At 56.5% G+C, this 14,948-nt stretch carries 9 protein-coding genes; 4 read left to right on the top strand and 5 right to left on the bottom strand.

Annotated elements, in window-relative coordinates:
• Positions 1-4: 4 nt before the first annotated feature.
• The gene (locus NQ491_RS01365; RefSeq protein WP_019245149.1) at positions 5-4,933 is read right to left on the bottom strand and encodes a translocation/assembly module TamB domain-containing protein; all 4,929 of its coding nucleotides are present in this window, start codon (positions 4,931-4,933) and stop codon (positions 5-7) included.
• Between the two features lie 144 nt (positions 4,934-5,077).
• On the opposite strand from NQ491_RS01365, the gene purU reads away from it, so the two are divergent.
• A complete protein-coding gene (gene purU / locus NQ491_RS01360) occupies positions 5,078-5,944 on the top strand; it encodes a formyltetrahydrofolate deformylase (RefSeq protein ID WP_019245150.1) in 867 nt (288 codons plus the stop codon).
• A gap of 45 nt (positions 5,945-5,989) precedes the next feature.
• Here purU and NQ491_RS01355 read toward each other — a convergent pair whose 3' ends face one another.
• Both NQ491_RS01355 and purT read right to left on the bottom strand, forming a co-directional pair.
• Entirely contained in the window at positions 5,990-6,853 is an 864-nt protein-coding gene (locus NQ491_RS01355) for a carboxypeptidase-like regulatory domain-containing protein (RefSeq protein ID WP_081587390.1), read from the bottom strand.
• Between the two features lie 64 nt (positions 6,854-6,917).
• Complete coding sequence (purT, locus tag NQ491_RS01350; RefSeq protein WP_019245152.1) at positions 6,918-8,123, bottom strand: formate-dependent phosphoribosylglycinamide formyltransferase; 1,206 nt, start codon at positions 8,121-8,123, stop codon at positions 6,918-6,920.
• A 139-nt stretch (positions 8,124-8,262) separates the two neighbouring features.
• Here purT and NQ491_RS01345 point away from each other — a divergent pair, with 139 nt between their 5' ends.
• Positions 8,263-9,342, top strand: a complete 1,080-nt coding sequence (locus NQ491_RS01345; RefSeq protein WP_019245153.1) for a GNVR domain-containing protein — start codon at positions 8,263-8,265, stop codon at positions 9,340-9,342.
• Positions 9,343-9,368: 26 nt separating this feature from the next.
• Here the strand turns inward: NQ491_RS01345 and NQ491_RS01340 are convergent, their stop codons facing one another.
• Both NQ491_RS01340 and NQ491_RS01335 read right to left on the bottom strand, forming a co-directional pair.
• Positions 9,369-10,679 carry a sensor histidine kinase gene (locus NQ491_RS01340; protein ID WP_019245154.1) on the bottom strand — a complete coding sequence of 437 codons (1,311 nt, stop codon included), beginning with the start codon at positions 10,677-10,679 and terminating at the stop codon, positions 9,369-9,371.
• An 8-nt stretch (positions 10,680-10,687) separates the two neighbouring features.
• On the bottom strand, positions 10,688-12,043 hold the full coding sequence (locus NQ491_RS01335; RefSeq protein WP_019245155.1) for a sigma-54-dependent transcriptional regulator: 1,356 nt from the start codon (positions 12,041-12,043) through the stop codon (positions 10,688-10,690).
• A gap of 206 nt (positions 12,044-12,249) precedes the next feature.
• Between NQ491_RS01335 and NQ491_RS01330 the strand changes: the two genes are divergently transcribed.
• Complete coding sequence (locus NQ491_RS01330) at positions 12,250-13,596, top strand: TolC family protein (protein ID WP_026089531.1); 1,347 nt, start codon at positions 12,250-12,252, stop codon at positions 13,594-13,596.
• A gap of 37 nt (positions 13,597-13,633) precedes the next feature.
• Positions 13,634-14,884, top strand: a complete 1,251-nt coding sequence (locus NQ491_RS01325; RefSeq protein WP_019245157.1) for an efflux RND transporter periplasmic adaptor subunit — start codon at positions 13,634-13,636, stop codon at positions 14,882-14,884.
• The last annotated feature ends 64 nt before the right edge of the window (positions 14,885-14,948 follow it).

The following is a 14,948-nucleotide window of genomic DNA, read 5'->3' as shown; positions in this document are numbered from 1 at the left end:
CTGTTTAAGGTTCGTTTGCCGGCGGAACCGGTACGGGTTCTTCGACTCCTGTCGTTTCGTTTCCGGCCGCGTCCGTCTTGCGTACGACATCGCCGGCGGACGCAGCGTCGTTCGTCGCAGGGTTTTCCGTCTCGACGGAATCGGGGGCCTGCACGCGGTTGCGCATGATCCGGAACAGGTCGGAAAGCTTGAGCAGCTTCTTGCGGATCACGAAGCCGAGCCCCGTCTGAGTGACCTCTCCTTCCAGAATGCTTTCGTACCCGGTGTGCCGGAACAGCTTGAGGAACATGTTGTCGCGCTTGGTGAGCCGATATTCCAGCGAAACGTCGTCGATCAGGTTTTCCTTCAGGTTTTCGTCCGGATCGGCATCGGAACTGATTTTGCCTCCGATCACCGCTTTCAGCCGATTGTTGAACAGACTTTTGGACAGCTGATAGGAGTAGTCGGTCCGGTTGCCGCGACCGCCGGTCGCCTCGTCGTCGTAAGAGTCGATTCCGAAGCTCAGATCGACGCCCTTGAGGCTGTTGGCCGCCCATTGGTTCAGCTCTTTCTCGATGAAGTTGTTCAACGGGTTCGACGAGTTGGTCTTGGCGGTCGTTCCGGGACCCGTGTAAGTATTGTATATCAACAGGTTCATTGCCTGAGTAGCCCGCTGTTCGGCCGTCAGGGACGACAGCTCGTTCTGCATGGCCAAATCCTCCGGAGCCGACAGATCGAACGTAATCGATAGATTTTCGAGCGTATTGCGAATGCGGATGCTGATATTGAAGTTGACAGGACGGCTGCTCTGTCCCTCGGTCGATACGTTCGTGCGCATCGTCTCGACAGCCGTGATGTTCAGCATCGGATCCTCCATGTTGCCGGTCCACTCGACGGAACTGCCCTGCGTGATCTTGAAGACGAGTTCCGAGATGACGGGCGGGCTGTAGCGGACGGTTCCGCCGCTGACGACGTATTTGCCCGAAAAGCGCGTGTCGCCGAGGCGGTTCATCGTATAGGTGAGGTCTCCCCCGCCCTGCAAATCGATTCGATTCTGACCGTCGTCGGACAGATCGACGGCCAGCTTGGCCGAACTGTTCACGCTCACGTTGACCAGCATGTCGATGCCTCCGATCCGGATCGGAGCGACCGAATCGGCCGCCTGTACGGCCGTCGTATCCCGGAACGAGACGAACGTGACCAGATCCTGCTTCTTATTCTGCACTTCGAGCGGCGAGTCGCGCATGACATAGGTAATCTCCGTCCCGTTGAGCAGGCTGGCGTCGCCGCGCACGGTCAGCTCGTCCAAAGGCCCCTTGACCGTCGCGTCCAAATCCAGATAGCCCGTGCCGTATACCATCGAACGGCGGTTCTTGCGCACGTCGATCATTTCGAAATCGCGGGCCTTCATGCGCAGGTCGGTCGTGATCTGCGAAAAATCCCCTAAAGAGATCCGGCCGTCGATCGTAAGCGGCTTTTTGTTCGGCGAAACGATCGCGAAATTCGTGAACAGCACTTCGTTGTCGCGGATTACGATCGGCGTTTCGGACAGGCCGAACGAAGTTCCGATCATCGGCACGCCGACGTTCGTTCCGGCGAATGTCAGCTCGCCGTCGATGCGCATGTCGGAAGTTTTTCCCCGAATGCCCGCCTCTCCGCGCAGCATGCCGGCGAGCGAAACGGTTCCGGCCGGCATGAAGGCATTGGCGGCCGCAAGCGGAATCCCCGGAACGGTCACGTCGAAGTCGAGCGGGCTGTCGCTTCCTGCGCGATAGACGCCGTTCGCGGCCAAGGCGCGCTCGCCGTCTATGTCGACGCTCAGACCGGCATTCTGTCCGAGACTGTCCGGTCGGTAGTTCAGCGCGACTTCCAGATCGCCTATCCGTTGCCTGTCATAGGTAAGACTGTCGACCGTCAGCGTACCTCCGATCTGGAATCCGGCCGCTCGGGTCCGGAGATCGAGGTTTGTGCCGAACCGGCCTCCGAGCGGAGGAGCTCCGGGAAAGAGCGCGAGCGTCGAGCCGATATCTATGCCGACGATATTCAGTGTCAGCGCCTGAAGCGTGGAATCCACCGAAGGCAGCGTGCGCAAGCTGAAACGTTGTCCGGGACGGGTCAGAGTCAGGTCGGCCTCGATTTCCCCGCCGGCGCGGTAAGCGATGCGGTTATCCTCGTTGACGCTCCATTTTTCAAAACCGAGCGTCGGATGCTCCGGGAACATGCTGATCGTCAACACACTGTCAATCCATAGCGCGTTCAGTCCGAAATCGAACCCGAGCTCGCCGGAGCGCGTCCGCTGCCTGCAATTCAGGCTGGCCCGGTTGCCCTGAGCCCGGCCGAACAGGGCGATCTGGGCCACGTTATCCATGTTGCCCGGACTGTTGGCCAGTCTCAGGAGATAGTTCAGACCGGAGCCGTTCTGCCATATTCCCGTCGTGATCGTATCCAACACGATGCCTCCGCTCGAGAAACGATCGATCCGGAGAATCATCCGCAGCGGTTTCGGTTCGATCGTGGATGTTTTGACCGACAGCGAGTCGAAATGCATACCCTTGCTTCTCAGAAAATTGTTGACGATATTGTCCGGACCGGCCGTCAGGCTGAGGCGCAGCGACGGCATGCTGTCGCGTATAGGCCGCATATCGAGGCTGCCGATCTGCAATTGCTCGGCCACCCGCTGCGACGTGCGGTTCAGGTTACGAACCAAGGAGTCGGTTCCCTCGGGAGAGAAAAAGTCCATGCGCAAGTCTCCCGAGCGCAACGCGGCCTCTACCCGATCCCGGCCTGCATAGGCTTCCAGCGATATGGGACGAATCTTGTCGAGCTGCCACTTGTTGCGCACCTCGATCCGATCCGTGGCCAGACCGAGCGTATAGCTCCCGCTGTCCGTAGCCGAAGCGGTCAGATCGAGCGACAGGGCACAGGAGAGTCTGTCCCGGGTCAGATTCATCCGGTGCAGATCGCAACTGTCTATACGACCGTTGATACGGACCTGTCGGAATCGTTCGGTCAGACGACCGCTCAGATCCAGTCCCAGTTGCAGAGCCTCGTTCGAAGCGGAGATTCGCCCGGTCAGGTCGTTGTTCCGGAGAGCCGCTTTCAGACCGATTCCCCTGTAGTCGAATCCGTTGTAGTCGAATTGCCCGATCTCCAGCGAAGCATCGGCTGCGGTCGACGCCGCTAGCGGTTCGAACCCGCGGCCGTCCGCCTCGAGGCGCATGCCGAGCAAGCCGAGAGAGTCTTTCGGCAGGAAACGTCCGACCGGGAATCGCTCGGCGGTCAGTTCGGCTCGGTATCGCTCCGTCCGGCGATCGAGCATGCCCTTGACAGCCAGCAGGCCGGAATCGACGGCCAACTCGACGGCGGGGTACAGGGTTCCGGCATCGGCTTTCAATGTCCCCGAGAGCCGGATGTCCTTCGGTATGGAGACTCGGTTCCTCAGCGAGGTGTCGGACAGCAGGACCGTTACGAAGCCGAGATCGTCGAATAAGCCCTTCAGCCGGAGGTTTCCGGAAAGCCGCTCGGGCTCGGTCGGCGAAACAAGCGTTCCGTCGAGCGAAAGGGAAGCGATCCCGGGAACGGCCACTTCCGCCGGAGCGATGCGAAGCCGTCCGAGCGTACCCGAAAAATCGGCTCCGGCACGAAGCGTTTTGCCGGCAGCCAGATTTCTCAAAGTGTCGCCGACCGGAAACAGATGCGCGATTTCGGGCAAATCGACGTCGGCTTTCAGACTCAGGCGAAGCCGTGCCTGCGGAGACCGATCGAGAACGGATGCGTCGGCCGAAGCATCGGCACGGACGGAGGAGGAGGCGGTCCGAAGCCGGAAATCCGTTAGGAACAACCGGGCGCTGTCCATTCCGAAACGTCCTTTCATGGAACGGACTGTCAAGCCGCTGCGCTCCTCGAGAGACAACCGGTCGACGTCGATCCGGACAGCGCTGCCTCGATTGTAGATCGAATCGGCAGCCAAATTCAATCGGGAAACGGCCACATGGCTGAAGTCAAGTCCGGCTTTAGGTGCCCTGTATAAAGATCCGTATTTCAGAGAATTGTCGGTTATCTGTACGTGATCGACACGAATGATCCAAGGCAAAGTATCGGAAGTTTCGGGCGTAACGGTATCCCCCGTAGCCGGGGAAACACGAGTCGTATCGGTCAGAAAAACGTAGTCTCCCTGTCGCAGATAGACGGTCCCGACCGCCACTTGTTGCGTGCCCAGATCGACGGCGGCCTGTGCTATGCGGCCCGACTGCAACGCGACGCCGAGCCGCATCGAATCGGGAGAGGATCCGCTCATCGAAAAACGGATGTCGGTCAGCTTCAGTCGTCCCGCCAGCAGTTTCCATGGAAGCGAGGTCGTATCGGCGGCGACCGTGTCGGCCGGAGTTTCCGGTTTGCCGAGCATAATGGCGATATCGCCGCCGGTCAGCTCGGCCGAGGCGATGTCGGCCAGCCGCTCCCCCAAATCGACCCGGTTCGTCCGTAACAAAAATGCGTCCAGACGCGCCCTCAGATCGAAAGCGGAGGCCGTGTCCCTATAATGCACCTGCGTACTGTCGAGCACGAAGCGGCGGATGACGACCTCCTTACGCAGTAGCGGCCATAGCGCGACATGCGCGTCCAGCCGCTCGCAGCGAAGCAGCGTGTCGCCGTCGGGCCGGACGGCATATGCCCGATCGACGACCAGTTTCAGCGGAAAGGAAAGCCGTATGCGCTCGGCCGAGAGGTGCATCTGCGTTTTTCGCTGGATGTAGTCGAATCCCTCGCTTTTGACGAAATCCTGCACGAAAGGCATGTAGAGCAACAGCAGGATGAGGAGAACGATCGCCACGAGGACCGAGACGACTTTCAGCGTATATTTCAGAATCTTTCCAATCATGATCGACGGCTCGCTGGCAGACACCGGACTGCTGAAGGCCTTGCCAATTTTCAGGCCAAAGTAACTCTTTTTCATCGATTTTTACAATCCGTCTTGCACGGAGTGCGCAAACGGCTGCCGTCGTATGCGCCGCGCTTAAAAAAATTGCGGACGAATTCGAATCGTAAATCGAGCCTGTCTGTGAAAAAATCGCTACTTTTGCAAAAAATCGAACGTTTTATGCCGATAAAGAGCGAGGTGGCGCAGTTGCTGCTGCATTGTCCCGACAAGCCGGGAATTCTAGCCGAGGTGACCGACTTCATCACGGTCAACAAAGGCAACATCGTTTATCTGGACCAATATGTCGACCATGCGGAAAACGTGTTTTTCATGCGGATCGCCTGGGAGCTGGACGGTTTTTTGATTCCCAAGGAAAAGATCGAGGACTACTTCCAAACGCTTTACGGCCGCAAGTACCAAATGATTTTCCGGCTCTACTTTTCGGACGTCAAACCGCGCATGGCGGTCTTCGTTTCGCGCATGTCGCACTGCCTGTACGATATGCTGGCCCGGTATACCGCCGGAGAATGGAACGTGGAGATTCCCCTGATCGTCAGCAACCACCCCGATCTGGAACATGTGGCCCGCCGTTTCGATATTCCGTTTTACCTGTTCCCGATCACCAAGCAGAACAAGGAGCGGCAGGAAGCCGAAGAGATGCGTCTGCTGGCGGAGAACCGAATCAATTTCATCGTGCTGGCCCGCTACATGCAGATCGTTTCGGAGAAGATGATCGAGGCGTATCCCAACCGGATCATCAATATTCATCATTCGTTTCTGCCCGCATTCGTCGGCGCGCGCCCTTACCATGCGGCCTACGAGCGGGGCGTGAAAATCATCGGCGCTACGAGCCACTACGTGACCACCGAGCTGGACGCCGGACCGATCATCGAGCAGGAAATCGTCCGGATTACGCACAAGGACACGATCGAGGATCTGGTCAACAAGGGAAAGGATCTGGAAAAGATCGTGCTGTCGAGAGCCGTCCAAAAGCACATCGAGCGAAAGGTACTGGTGTACAAAAACAAGACGGTCATTTTCAACTGACGACCGTTACGGCTCGGGACGGCATAGCATGAAACCGTTCTGAAATCAGTCGGGATAGGCAGTGACTTCCGTAAAAAGAGTTATGACCGTCCCTTCCTTGCTCCATGCTCCCAGCGCGCGGTCTCGGCTCACCAGCGTATATTTCGACAAAGGCGCGACGGTAATCGGAAATTCGAGTCCCCGGAAGGCGGACTCGCCCTGTTTTCCGTCCAGAAAAGTCATCGTCACGGCAAAGTCTCCCGCCTTCACGTGCACGGGACATTCGCTCAGGTCGAGATCGACCCAGCCCGTATAGCCGTCGGGCAGATCGAAACGAATGTCCTTATCTCCCAGAATATCTTTCGGCAAGCCGTTTTCCGCAGAATAGAAAGTCAGCCTGAAAGAGGCGCTTTCAAAACCGTTCTTTCTGACGAAAAAGGACAGCCTGTTCACCGTGCAGTCGTACCGACTGCTGAGCAGCATGCCGCACTCTTCACCGAGAGGCTCCGGAGAGCTGAAACAGACGGTCGCGGCCGACAGCAGATCGGTCCCGATCTTGCTTCGTCCTATTTTCATACGTCGGCTTCGGGAAGTACGGACTACGGTTTCGGGAATCGGGCTGTCGTTCCGCTTCAAAGCGAAGGAGAATTCCCGAGAAAAATCGATCTCCGATACGGGAATTTTCCGGGGAGCGTATCCGACGCAGGAGAACAGCAGCGTATCGGCATTGCCCGCCGCATCCGCTACAGGCAGCACGAAATTCCCCTCGGCATCCGACATCGTTCCGACATTTTTCCCTTCGATGCCGATACTGACGTAGGGCACGGCCGAACGATCCGCCGAATCGAGTACGCGACCGCGCAACAGGTCCTGCGAACGTGCGGAGGAAAGACAACACGCCAGCACGGAAATACAAATGCAAATTCTCATACCGTATCGGGTTTACACCGAGAACGATACGGCATGAGAATTTATTGTGAATCAGAACGGATATTTACTCCGGTTGCGTTTCGCGGTCGAATACGTTGACTTGCAGTTTGGCGTAGGCGCGCGCCGTCTTTTCTCTCGCCTGTTCGACGCTCTCGGCGCGCGCGAGCAGAACGGCCATGCGCCGGTGGCCTTCGATCTCGGGCTTACCGAAAATCCGAATCTGCGTATCGGGTTCCGAAAGCACGTTCTCGAGGTTGGCGAATTCCATCCGGTTTGTGTCTCCCTCGACCACGACGGCCCGCGACGCTGAAGGGCCGTGAAAGGCGATGTTGGGAATCGGCAGTCCCAGCACGGCGCGTACGTGAAGCGCGAACTCCGACAAATCCTGCGAGATCATCGTCACCATGCCCGTGTCGTGCGGACGCGGAGAGACCTCGCTGAAAATAACCCGATCGCCCCGGACGAACAGCTCCACGCCGAACAGTCCCCAGCCACCGAGCGCCTCGGTAATCCGGCGGGCGATCTCCTCGGCCTGCGCACGAACGGCCGGATTCATCGGCTGCGGCTGCCACGACTCGCGGTAGTCTCCGTCCTGCTGATAATGGCCGATCGGCTCGAGGAACGAAGTCCCGCCGCAATGACGTACCGTGAGAAGCGTGATTTCATAGTCGAAATCGACGAACCCTTCGACGATCACGCGTCCGGCTCCCGCCCGACCTCCTTTCTGCGAATTCTCCCAGGCCAGGTCGATCTCTTCGGAAGAACGGACGACGCTTTGCCCGTGCCCCGACGAGCTCATTACCGGCTTCACGACGCAAGGCGTCCCGATTTGCCCGACGGCTTCGACGAACTCCTCGTAGTCGGAAGCGAAACGGTACGGCGAAGTCGGGATGCCGAGTTCCTCGGCAGCCAGCCGGCGGATGCCTTCGCGATTCATCGTGAGGCGGGTGGCCCGGGCCGTCGGGATCACGTTGTAGCCTTCCTTTTCCAATTCCAGCAGCGTATCCGTGGCGATCGCCTCGATCTCGGGAATGATGTAGTCGGGCTTTTCCTTCTCGATGACGGCGCGCAACTGCGCCCCGTCGAGCATCGAAAGCACGTAAGAGCGATGAGCTACCTGCATGGCGGGAGCGTTCGCGTAACGGTCCAGCGCGACGACTTCGACGCCGTACCGCTGCAACTCGATGGCGACCTCCTTGCCCAGTTCGCCGGAGCCGCAAAGGACGGCTTTCTTTCCCAGCGGGGATAATGTTGTTCCTATTTTGACCATAGTGACGTATTGTTTAGGGCAGACAAAGTTAGCAATAAACGACATAATCCGTCTTTTTTCGGCGGATAAATATCCCGGAGGCCGTTTCTATCCGGAAAAATAATCGGTATATTTGTACGCTCATCAAAAAGCGAACGTCATGGAGGATACCCGTCAAAGCGTCTCGAACGCGGAAGAGATCGATTTGCTCAAACTTGCCAAGTCCGTTTGGCGCAAACGCGCGTTCATTCTGAAGATTGCGGCCGCCGGTGCCGTTGTCGGGCTCGTGGTCGCGTTCAGCATACCCCGGGAATACACTACGACGGTCAAGATGGCTCCAGAGGGCGTGAAGACCTCCGCTGCCGGCGGCATGGCCGATCTGGCCGCTATGGCCGGCATCAATCTGGGCGGCCAGAACCAGTCGGGAGACGGCATCAACCTGATGCTCTATCCCGATATCGTGAGCAGCACGCCCTTCATCGTGGAGATGAGTCAGATTCCGGTCCGGGGAAAAGAGATGCCCTCGCCGGTTTCGCTGTACGACTATGTGGACCAAGAGTTGTCGGCGCCTTGGTGGAGTCATGTCATCGGGGCTCCGATGCGTCTGATCGGCTGGATTTTCTCCTCCGAGGACGACGATACGGCCGAAGCGCTGAATCCCTATGCGCTGTCCCGCAGACAAAGCCTTGTCCTGAACGCGTTGCAGCACAGAATAGCCATCTCCGTAGACAAGAAAACCGGCGTCATTACCGCGACGGCCACGATGCAGGATCCGCTCGTAGCTGCTCAGACAGCCGACTCGATGGTCGGCAAGCTGGAAGCGTACATGTCCGAGTACCGCACCGAAAAGGCCAAACGCGATCTGGCCTTTACCCAAAACCTGTTCGACGAGGCGCGGCAACAATACTACGAAGCCCAGCAGCACTATGCCCGGGCCGTGGACGCTAACCGCAACATTGCGCGCCAGTCGGCGCAAGTCGAATTGGACCGGTTGCAGAACGAGCAGCAGCTGGCATTCGGCGTTTACAGCCAACTGGCGCAACAGCTCGAAAATGCGAAAATCAAAGTGCAGGAGCAAATGCCCTGCGTCACGATCATCGAGCCGGCATCGGTACCTGTCAACCGCTCCAATATGGGAAAACCGACCATACTCTTTATCTTCGTTTTCCTCGGCTTGATGGCGGGGATAGGCTATGTCGTCATCAAAGAATTGTTTTTCCAGCCCGCCGATTCCGAATAGAGCCGCGCCCGACCGCACGCCAGCCGTCAGTTGAAAAGCAGCATGAAAGTCGTCTTGCCTGCCAGCGAATGCTTCAGCATGATGCTGCCGTTGTGCATGCGCATGATTTGCCTCGATACGCTCAGGCCGATGCCCGAACCGTTCGGCTTGGTCGTAAAGAAAGGAACGAAAATATTGGCCGCCACATCGGCCGGTATGCCGCAGCCGTTGTCGGTCACGTCGACGGCCACCTGCTCGGCCTCGGTACAATAGGCGGTTACGACGATCTCCCCGTCCGGTTTTCCGGCCACGGCATGAGCGGCGTTTTTCAGCAGATTCAGCACCACCTGTCCGATCAGGTCCTCGTCGGCATAGACCAGCAGATCGCTCGGAGTAACACGAAGCCGAACGGAAGCATTTTCCTTTTGCATGTACGGTTCGGCCAGTTTCGCCATGCGCTCGAGAAACGGTTTTACATAAAACGACGTGGGCCGGGGAGTCGGAATGCGGGTTACCTTGCGATAGGCTTCCACGAAGCGGATCAGGCTCCTGCCGGTCGAATTGATCGCTTCCAGTCCCTCGCGAACCTCTCCCTCCACTTTGTTTTCCATTCCCAGCAGCGTATCGCTGAGCGACGTGATCGGAGTGATCGAATTCATGATCTCGTGCGTCAGCACGCGGATCAGGCGAATCCACGACTCGGTCTCCCGCTCGTCGAGCTCGTTGTTGATGTCGTTGACCGCCAGAATGCGCAGCCTCTTCCCCCGGATCGTGATTTCCGACGCGTTGACCGCCAGATAGACCGTACCGCGCTCGTTCGAGTAGGAAGCCTGTTTTCTCTCCCCTCCCCGGATCGCGAAGAAAAGTTCCCGCAGCGAGCGATCTATCGTGGCCAGTTGATTGATATGGGTAAACCGGGGAAGTCCGATCAGCCGCCGGGCTTCGTTGTTGATCTGGTACACGTTTCCGGTCTCGTTGAGAACAATCACGCCCGTATGAACGCTATTGAGAATCAGTTCGTAGTACCTTTCCTTGTCGATAACTTCGTTCTTAGCCTTGACCAACAGATCCTTGATGCGGTTCAGCGTCAGATTCAGCAGGTTGTCGCTGACCGGAGCGTCGTACTCGGTGAACTTGAACGAATAGTCTCCGTTTTCTATCGAGTTGAACATGAAAGTCATCTTGCGGATATTCTGGAAATGCAGCCTGAACAAGGCCGAAAACAGAAATATAAGCGCCGGAACGGCCACGAGCAGCAGCATCCATTGGCGATAGACGACCGACAGCGTCGTGCCGACTATCGCGGCAGTCAGCAAAAGCAGCAGTCTGGCCAACCGGTATGTCGATCCCTTGAACATAACAAATGCTACAACCCGTATTTCTTGATCTTGTTATAAAGCGTCTGCCGTGTAATTCCCAACTGGGCGGCCACTGCGGACATATTGCTTTCGTGGAGCCGGATGGCTTGGCGAATCATGTTTCGCTCCATTTCCTCCAACGTGGAAACGCCGCCGGCATTCGGCTCTTCCTGCTGAGGCGTCATCAGCAGGCTCTCCTGACCGATGGTCATCGAGTCGCAGATGATGACGGCTTTCTCGACGGTATGCTGCAATTCCCGGATATTGCCGTACCAGTCGTATTCTTGCAGTTTCCGGCAGGCTTCCCCATCGATCCTTATTCCCTGCTTGCCGTATTTGGCCGCGTATTTTTCCAGAAACAGGCGGGTGAGCGGAACGATGTCCTCGCGCCTCTGCCGCAGAGGCGGAATCTCGATATGAATCGTGTTGATACGGTAAAGCAAATCCCGGCGGAATCGCTCCTGAGCGACCATCGCCTGCAAATTCTGGTTCGTGGCGCAGATCAGTCGCACATCGGTCTCGACGGGCCGGTTGCTGCCCACTCTCACGATCGTACGGCTCTGAATGGCCGATAGCAATTTGGCTTGCAAATGATAAGACAGGTTGCCTATCTCGTCGAGGAAAAGCGTCCCGCCCTGAGCGATCTCGAACTTTCCGATCCGGTCGGTATGAGCGTCCGTAAAAGCGCCCTTGCAGTGTCCGAACAGCTCGCTTTCGAACAGCGACTCGGGCAACGCTCCCATATCGACGGCCACCATCAGCTCGTCCCTGCGCAGCGAGCGACGGTGTATTTCCCGGGCCATCACTTCTTTTCCGGTCCCGTTCTCGCCGGTAATCAACACATTGGCATCGGTCTCCGCTACTTTCTCGACCAGCCTGCGGATACGGCGCATTGCTTCCGACTCGCCCCAGAACATCGCCTCGGAAGACGAAAGCCCTTGACTGACTTCCGTCAGATACTTGACTTTCCGTTTCGACTGGCCCAGATTGTAGACCGACAGCAAAGTGGAAATCAGCTTGTCGTTGTTCCACGGCTTGACGATAAAATCGGCGGCCCCGTCCTTGATGGCATTGACGGCCAGATCGATGTCGGCATAGGCGGTAAACAGCACGACCGGAAGCGACGGATTGGTTTTCTTGATCCGGGACAGCCAGAACAGACCTTCGTTTCCGTTGTTGATTCCTGCCGAGAAATTCATGTCGAGCAGCACCAGATCGATCCTCTCTTCGCGCAGAATCGTCGGAATCCGGTTCGGAGAGGAAATCATGACCGTTCGGGCGAAATATTTTTCCAGCAATAGCTCGAGAGCTTTCAGAATGCTTTTATTGTCGTCGACTACCAGAATGGTTCCCTGCCTGCCCATATGCGTTCCGTTTTCAACTCTCGTAAAGGTAAGCATTATTACCGGAATACGGCTTCCCCTGTCAAAAAACAGGACACGCCTGTCTAAAAAATTGACAACAAAGAATTTGCAAAATCAGCATATAGTCCTAACAAACAATAAGATACGCACACAGGCACGATATTGGCACCGATATCGAATCATAAATTAAAAAAACAAATATCGGTATGAGAAAAACCGTCCTCGTCATCGTATGGTCTGTTTTACTTATCGGCGGACTACAGGCTCAATCCGCAGAGAAAGTCTGGACGCTGGAAGAATGTATGCGCTACGCGATCGAAAATAGTCACGAAGTCAAAAAGCAGCAATATACTAACGCCAACTACCGCCAAGACTACATCTCGGCCGTGGCTCAAATGATGCCGTCGGTCAGCGGCAGCGTAGACGTTTCGTCGAATTTCGGCCGTTCGCTGGACCCTGCGACCAATACCTATGCCTCGAATGTCAATTTCAACAACTCGTACGGAGTCGGCGCTTCGATCGGAGTATTCGGCGGATTCACCGCGATCAACAATCTTCGATTGACCAAGGTCGCCCGCCGGCAGGGAGAGGACGAGCTGCAAAAGGCTTCCGACGACATATCGCTCAGCGTCATGGAGAACTATTTTCTGGTGGTCTACTACGAAGGCGTCGTCCGCATGTCCGAGGAGCAATTGGAGGAAAGTCGCCTGAAACTGCGCCAGACCGTGGAACAGGAGGCTTTGGGACTGAAGAGCCGGGCGGACGTGGTGCAGGTGGAGGCCGAGGTGGCGACCAACGACGCCGCACTGACCAGTGGCCAGAATAATCTGACCAATTACCTGACCCTGTTGAAAACGAAAATGAACTACCCTTTGAACGACACGCTTCGGATCGACACGCAGGTCGATCTGCTTGCTCAAGAAATGTCCGAAACGGCGGAAAGTATCTATTTCGACGCCCGGAGGCAAAATCCCACGGCCAAGATCGCCGACTTCAACCTTCGGCAAAGCCGATTGAGATATTCGATCGCCAAAGGCAATTACTATCCTTCCTTATCCATATCGGGCGGATACCAGACCAACTATTTCATCGCGGACATGGATCATACCGATCAGTCGCCCTCGTTCAAAAATCAGTTCCGCGATAACCGGGGGGAATATATCCAGGCCTCGCTCAGCATTCCGATTTTCAACTCGCTTTCGCGCCGCACGAACGTCAACCGCTCACGCAACAACATGCTGATTCAGGAACAGAACAGAAACCAGACCCTGCAACAGTTGCAAAGCGACATCCGCAAGGCCGTCGACGACTGCCAAGGCTATGCCAAGCAGTACGAGCAGATGAAAAAACGCGTCGAGGCGAACCAACTGGCATACGACGTCATGCGTCGCAAGTACGAAGAAGGGCTGGTCAGTCCGCTCGATTTGCAGACGAGCGCCAACCTGCTGCTGTCGGCCAAGGCCGACCAACTGAAAACGAAACTCGACTACATCATCCAGTGCCGTCTGGTAAAATATTACAAGGGAATTCCCCTGATCGAGCAATTGCAATAGCAAACCGAACCTAACATAACGAAATAAAACGCATATCATGGACATCGCTATCGAAAAGAAAAAAGGATTCAAAAAGAAGCATATTCCGTACGTATTGGGAGCCCTGTTGCTGGCATTCGTCGTCTGGCTGATTGCCAGCGACCACTCGTCCACGCTGAAGGTGGACAGTCGCTCGGTCACGATCGGGAAGGCCGAGAAAGGCCCGTTCAAGGACTATATTCGCATCAACGCGCAAGTACAGCCGATGACGACGATTCACCTCAGCACGACCGAAGGCGGAGTCGTCGAGATGCGCAACGTGGAGGAAGGAGCCGTCGTCCGGAAGGGAGACGTGATCGTCACACTGAGCAACCTTTCGCTCCGCGTGTCCATTCTCCGCTCGGAGGCCGAGCTGGCCGAAAAGGAAAATATTCTGCGCGATACCAAACTGAAGCTCGAGCAGGACAAGCTCGACCTGCAACAGCAGCGACTGGATGCAGAGGTGAAATTCAGACAGGACAAGCGCAAATTCGAGCAATACGAAAAACTTTTCGAGGAACGACTGATCTCCAAAGAGGAATACCTACAAGCCAAAGAGGCTTACTCGCTCGCCGAACTGAGGCTCGAGATCCTTATCAACAGACAGAGGCAGGATTCGCTTCAGAGAGAAGTGCAGATCGAGCAGCTGGAAAACAGTCTCGACAACATGCGCGAAAATATGGTGCTCGTACGCCAGCAACTGGAAAATCTGAGCGTCAAGTCTCCGATCGACGGCCAGGTAGGCCGGCTCGACGCAGAGCTCGGACAGTGGATCTCGGCCGGCACGAAGATCGCCCAAATCAACGACCTGACCGATTTCAAGCTGCAGGCTCAGGTCGACGAGCATTACATCGACAAGGTACAGACGGGACTCAGCGCAAGCTACGAGGAAACCGGCGGCACGAAATATTCCCTGCTCGTCAAGAAAGTCTATCCCGAAGTGCAGAACGGCCAGTTCAAGACCGACCTCCATTTCGTGGGCGATCGGCCCGAAAACATCCGCACGGGCAAAAGCTACTATATCAATATCGAGCTGGGCGAGCCGACCGAAGCGGTGATGATTCCGCGCGGGACGTTCTACCAGAAAACGGGAGGCAACTGGATCTACGTGCTCTCGCCGGAAGGCGACCGGGCTTTCAAGCGGCCGATCAGGATCGGTCGCCAGAACCCGCAGTCCTACGAGGTAATCGAAGGACTCGATCCGGGCGAGAAAGTCATCGTTTCGAGCTACGAAACCTACGGGGATAACGACATTCTCGTACTGAAATAGGAAAGGAACGAGCGTCCCGCGCAGCATCCGAAATCTCCATGCGTATTCGAAATATGAAAATTCA

The sequence above is a fragment of the Alistipes ihumii AP11 genome (assembly GCF_025144665.1).
In the GTDB taxonomy this organism is placed as follows: domain Bacteria; phylum Bacteroidota; class Bacteroidia; order Bacteroidales; family Rikenellaceae; genus Alistipes_A; species Alistipes_A ihumii.
Note: the sequence above shows the minus strand (reverse complement) of the source record. Positions and strands in the feature narration are given on the sequence as shown.

What these genes read in the sequence shown, in the direction of transcription:
- NQ491_RS01365 (WP_019245149.1), bottom strand. Translation starts at nt 4,933, where the DNA reads ATGAAAAAGAGTTACTTTGGCCTGAAAATTGGCAAGGCCTTCAGCAGT.
- purU (WP_019245150.1), top strand. Translation starts at nt 5,078, where the DNA reads ATGCCGATAAAGAGCGAGGTGGCGCAGTTGCTGCTGCATTGTCCCGAC.
- NQ491_RS01355 (WP_081587390.1), bottom strand. Translation starts at nt 6,853, where the DNA reads ATGAGAATTTGCATTTGTATTTCCGTGCTGGCGTGTTGTCTTTCCTCC.
- purT (WP_019245152.1), bottom strand. Translation starts at nt 8,123, where the DNA reads ATGGTCAAAATAGGAACAACATTATCCCCGCTGGGAAAGAAAGCCGTC.
- NQ491_RS01345 (WP_019245153.1), top strand. Translation starts at nt 8,263, where the DNA reads ATGGAGGATACCCGTCAAAGCGTCTCGAACGCGGAAGAGATCGATTTG.
- NQ491_RS01340 (WP_019245154.1), bottom strand. Translation starts at nt 10,679, where the DNA reads ATGTTCAAGGGATCGACATACCGGTTGGCCAGACTGCTGCTTTTGCTG.
- NQ491_RS01335 (WP_019245155.1), bottom strand. Translation starts at nt 12,043, where the DNA reads ATGGGCAGGCAGGGAACCATTCTGGTAGTCGACGACAATAAAAGCATT.
- NQ491_RS01330 (WP_026089531.1), top strand. Translation starts at nt 12,250, where the DNA reads ATGAGAAAAACCGTCCTCGTCATCGTATGGTCTGTTTTACTTATCGGC.
- NQ491_RS01325 (WP_019245157.1), top strand. Translation starts at nt 13,634, where the DNA reads ATGGACATCGCTATCGAAAAGAAAAAAGGATTCAAAAAGAAGCATATT.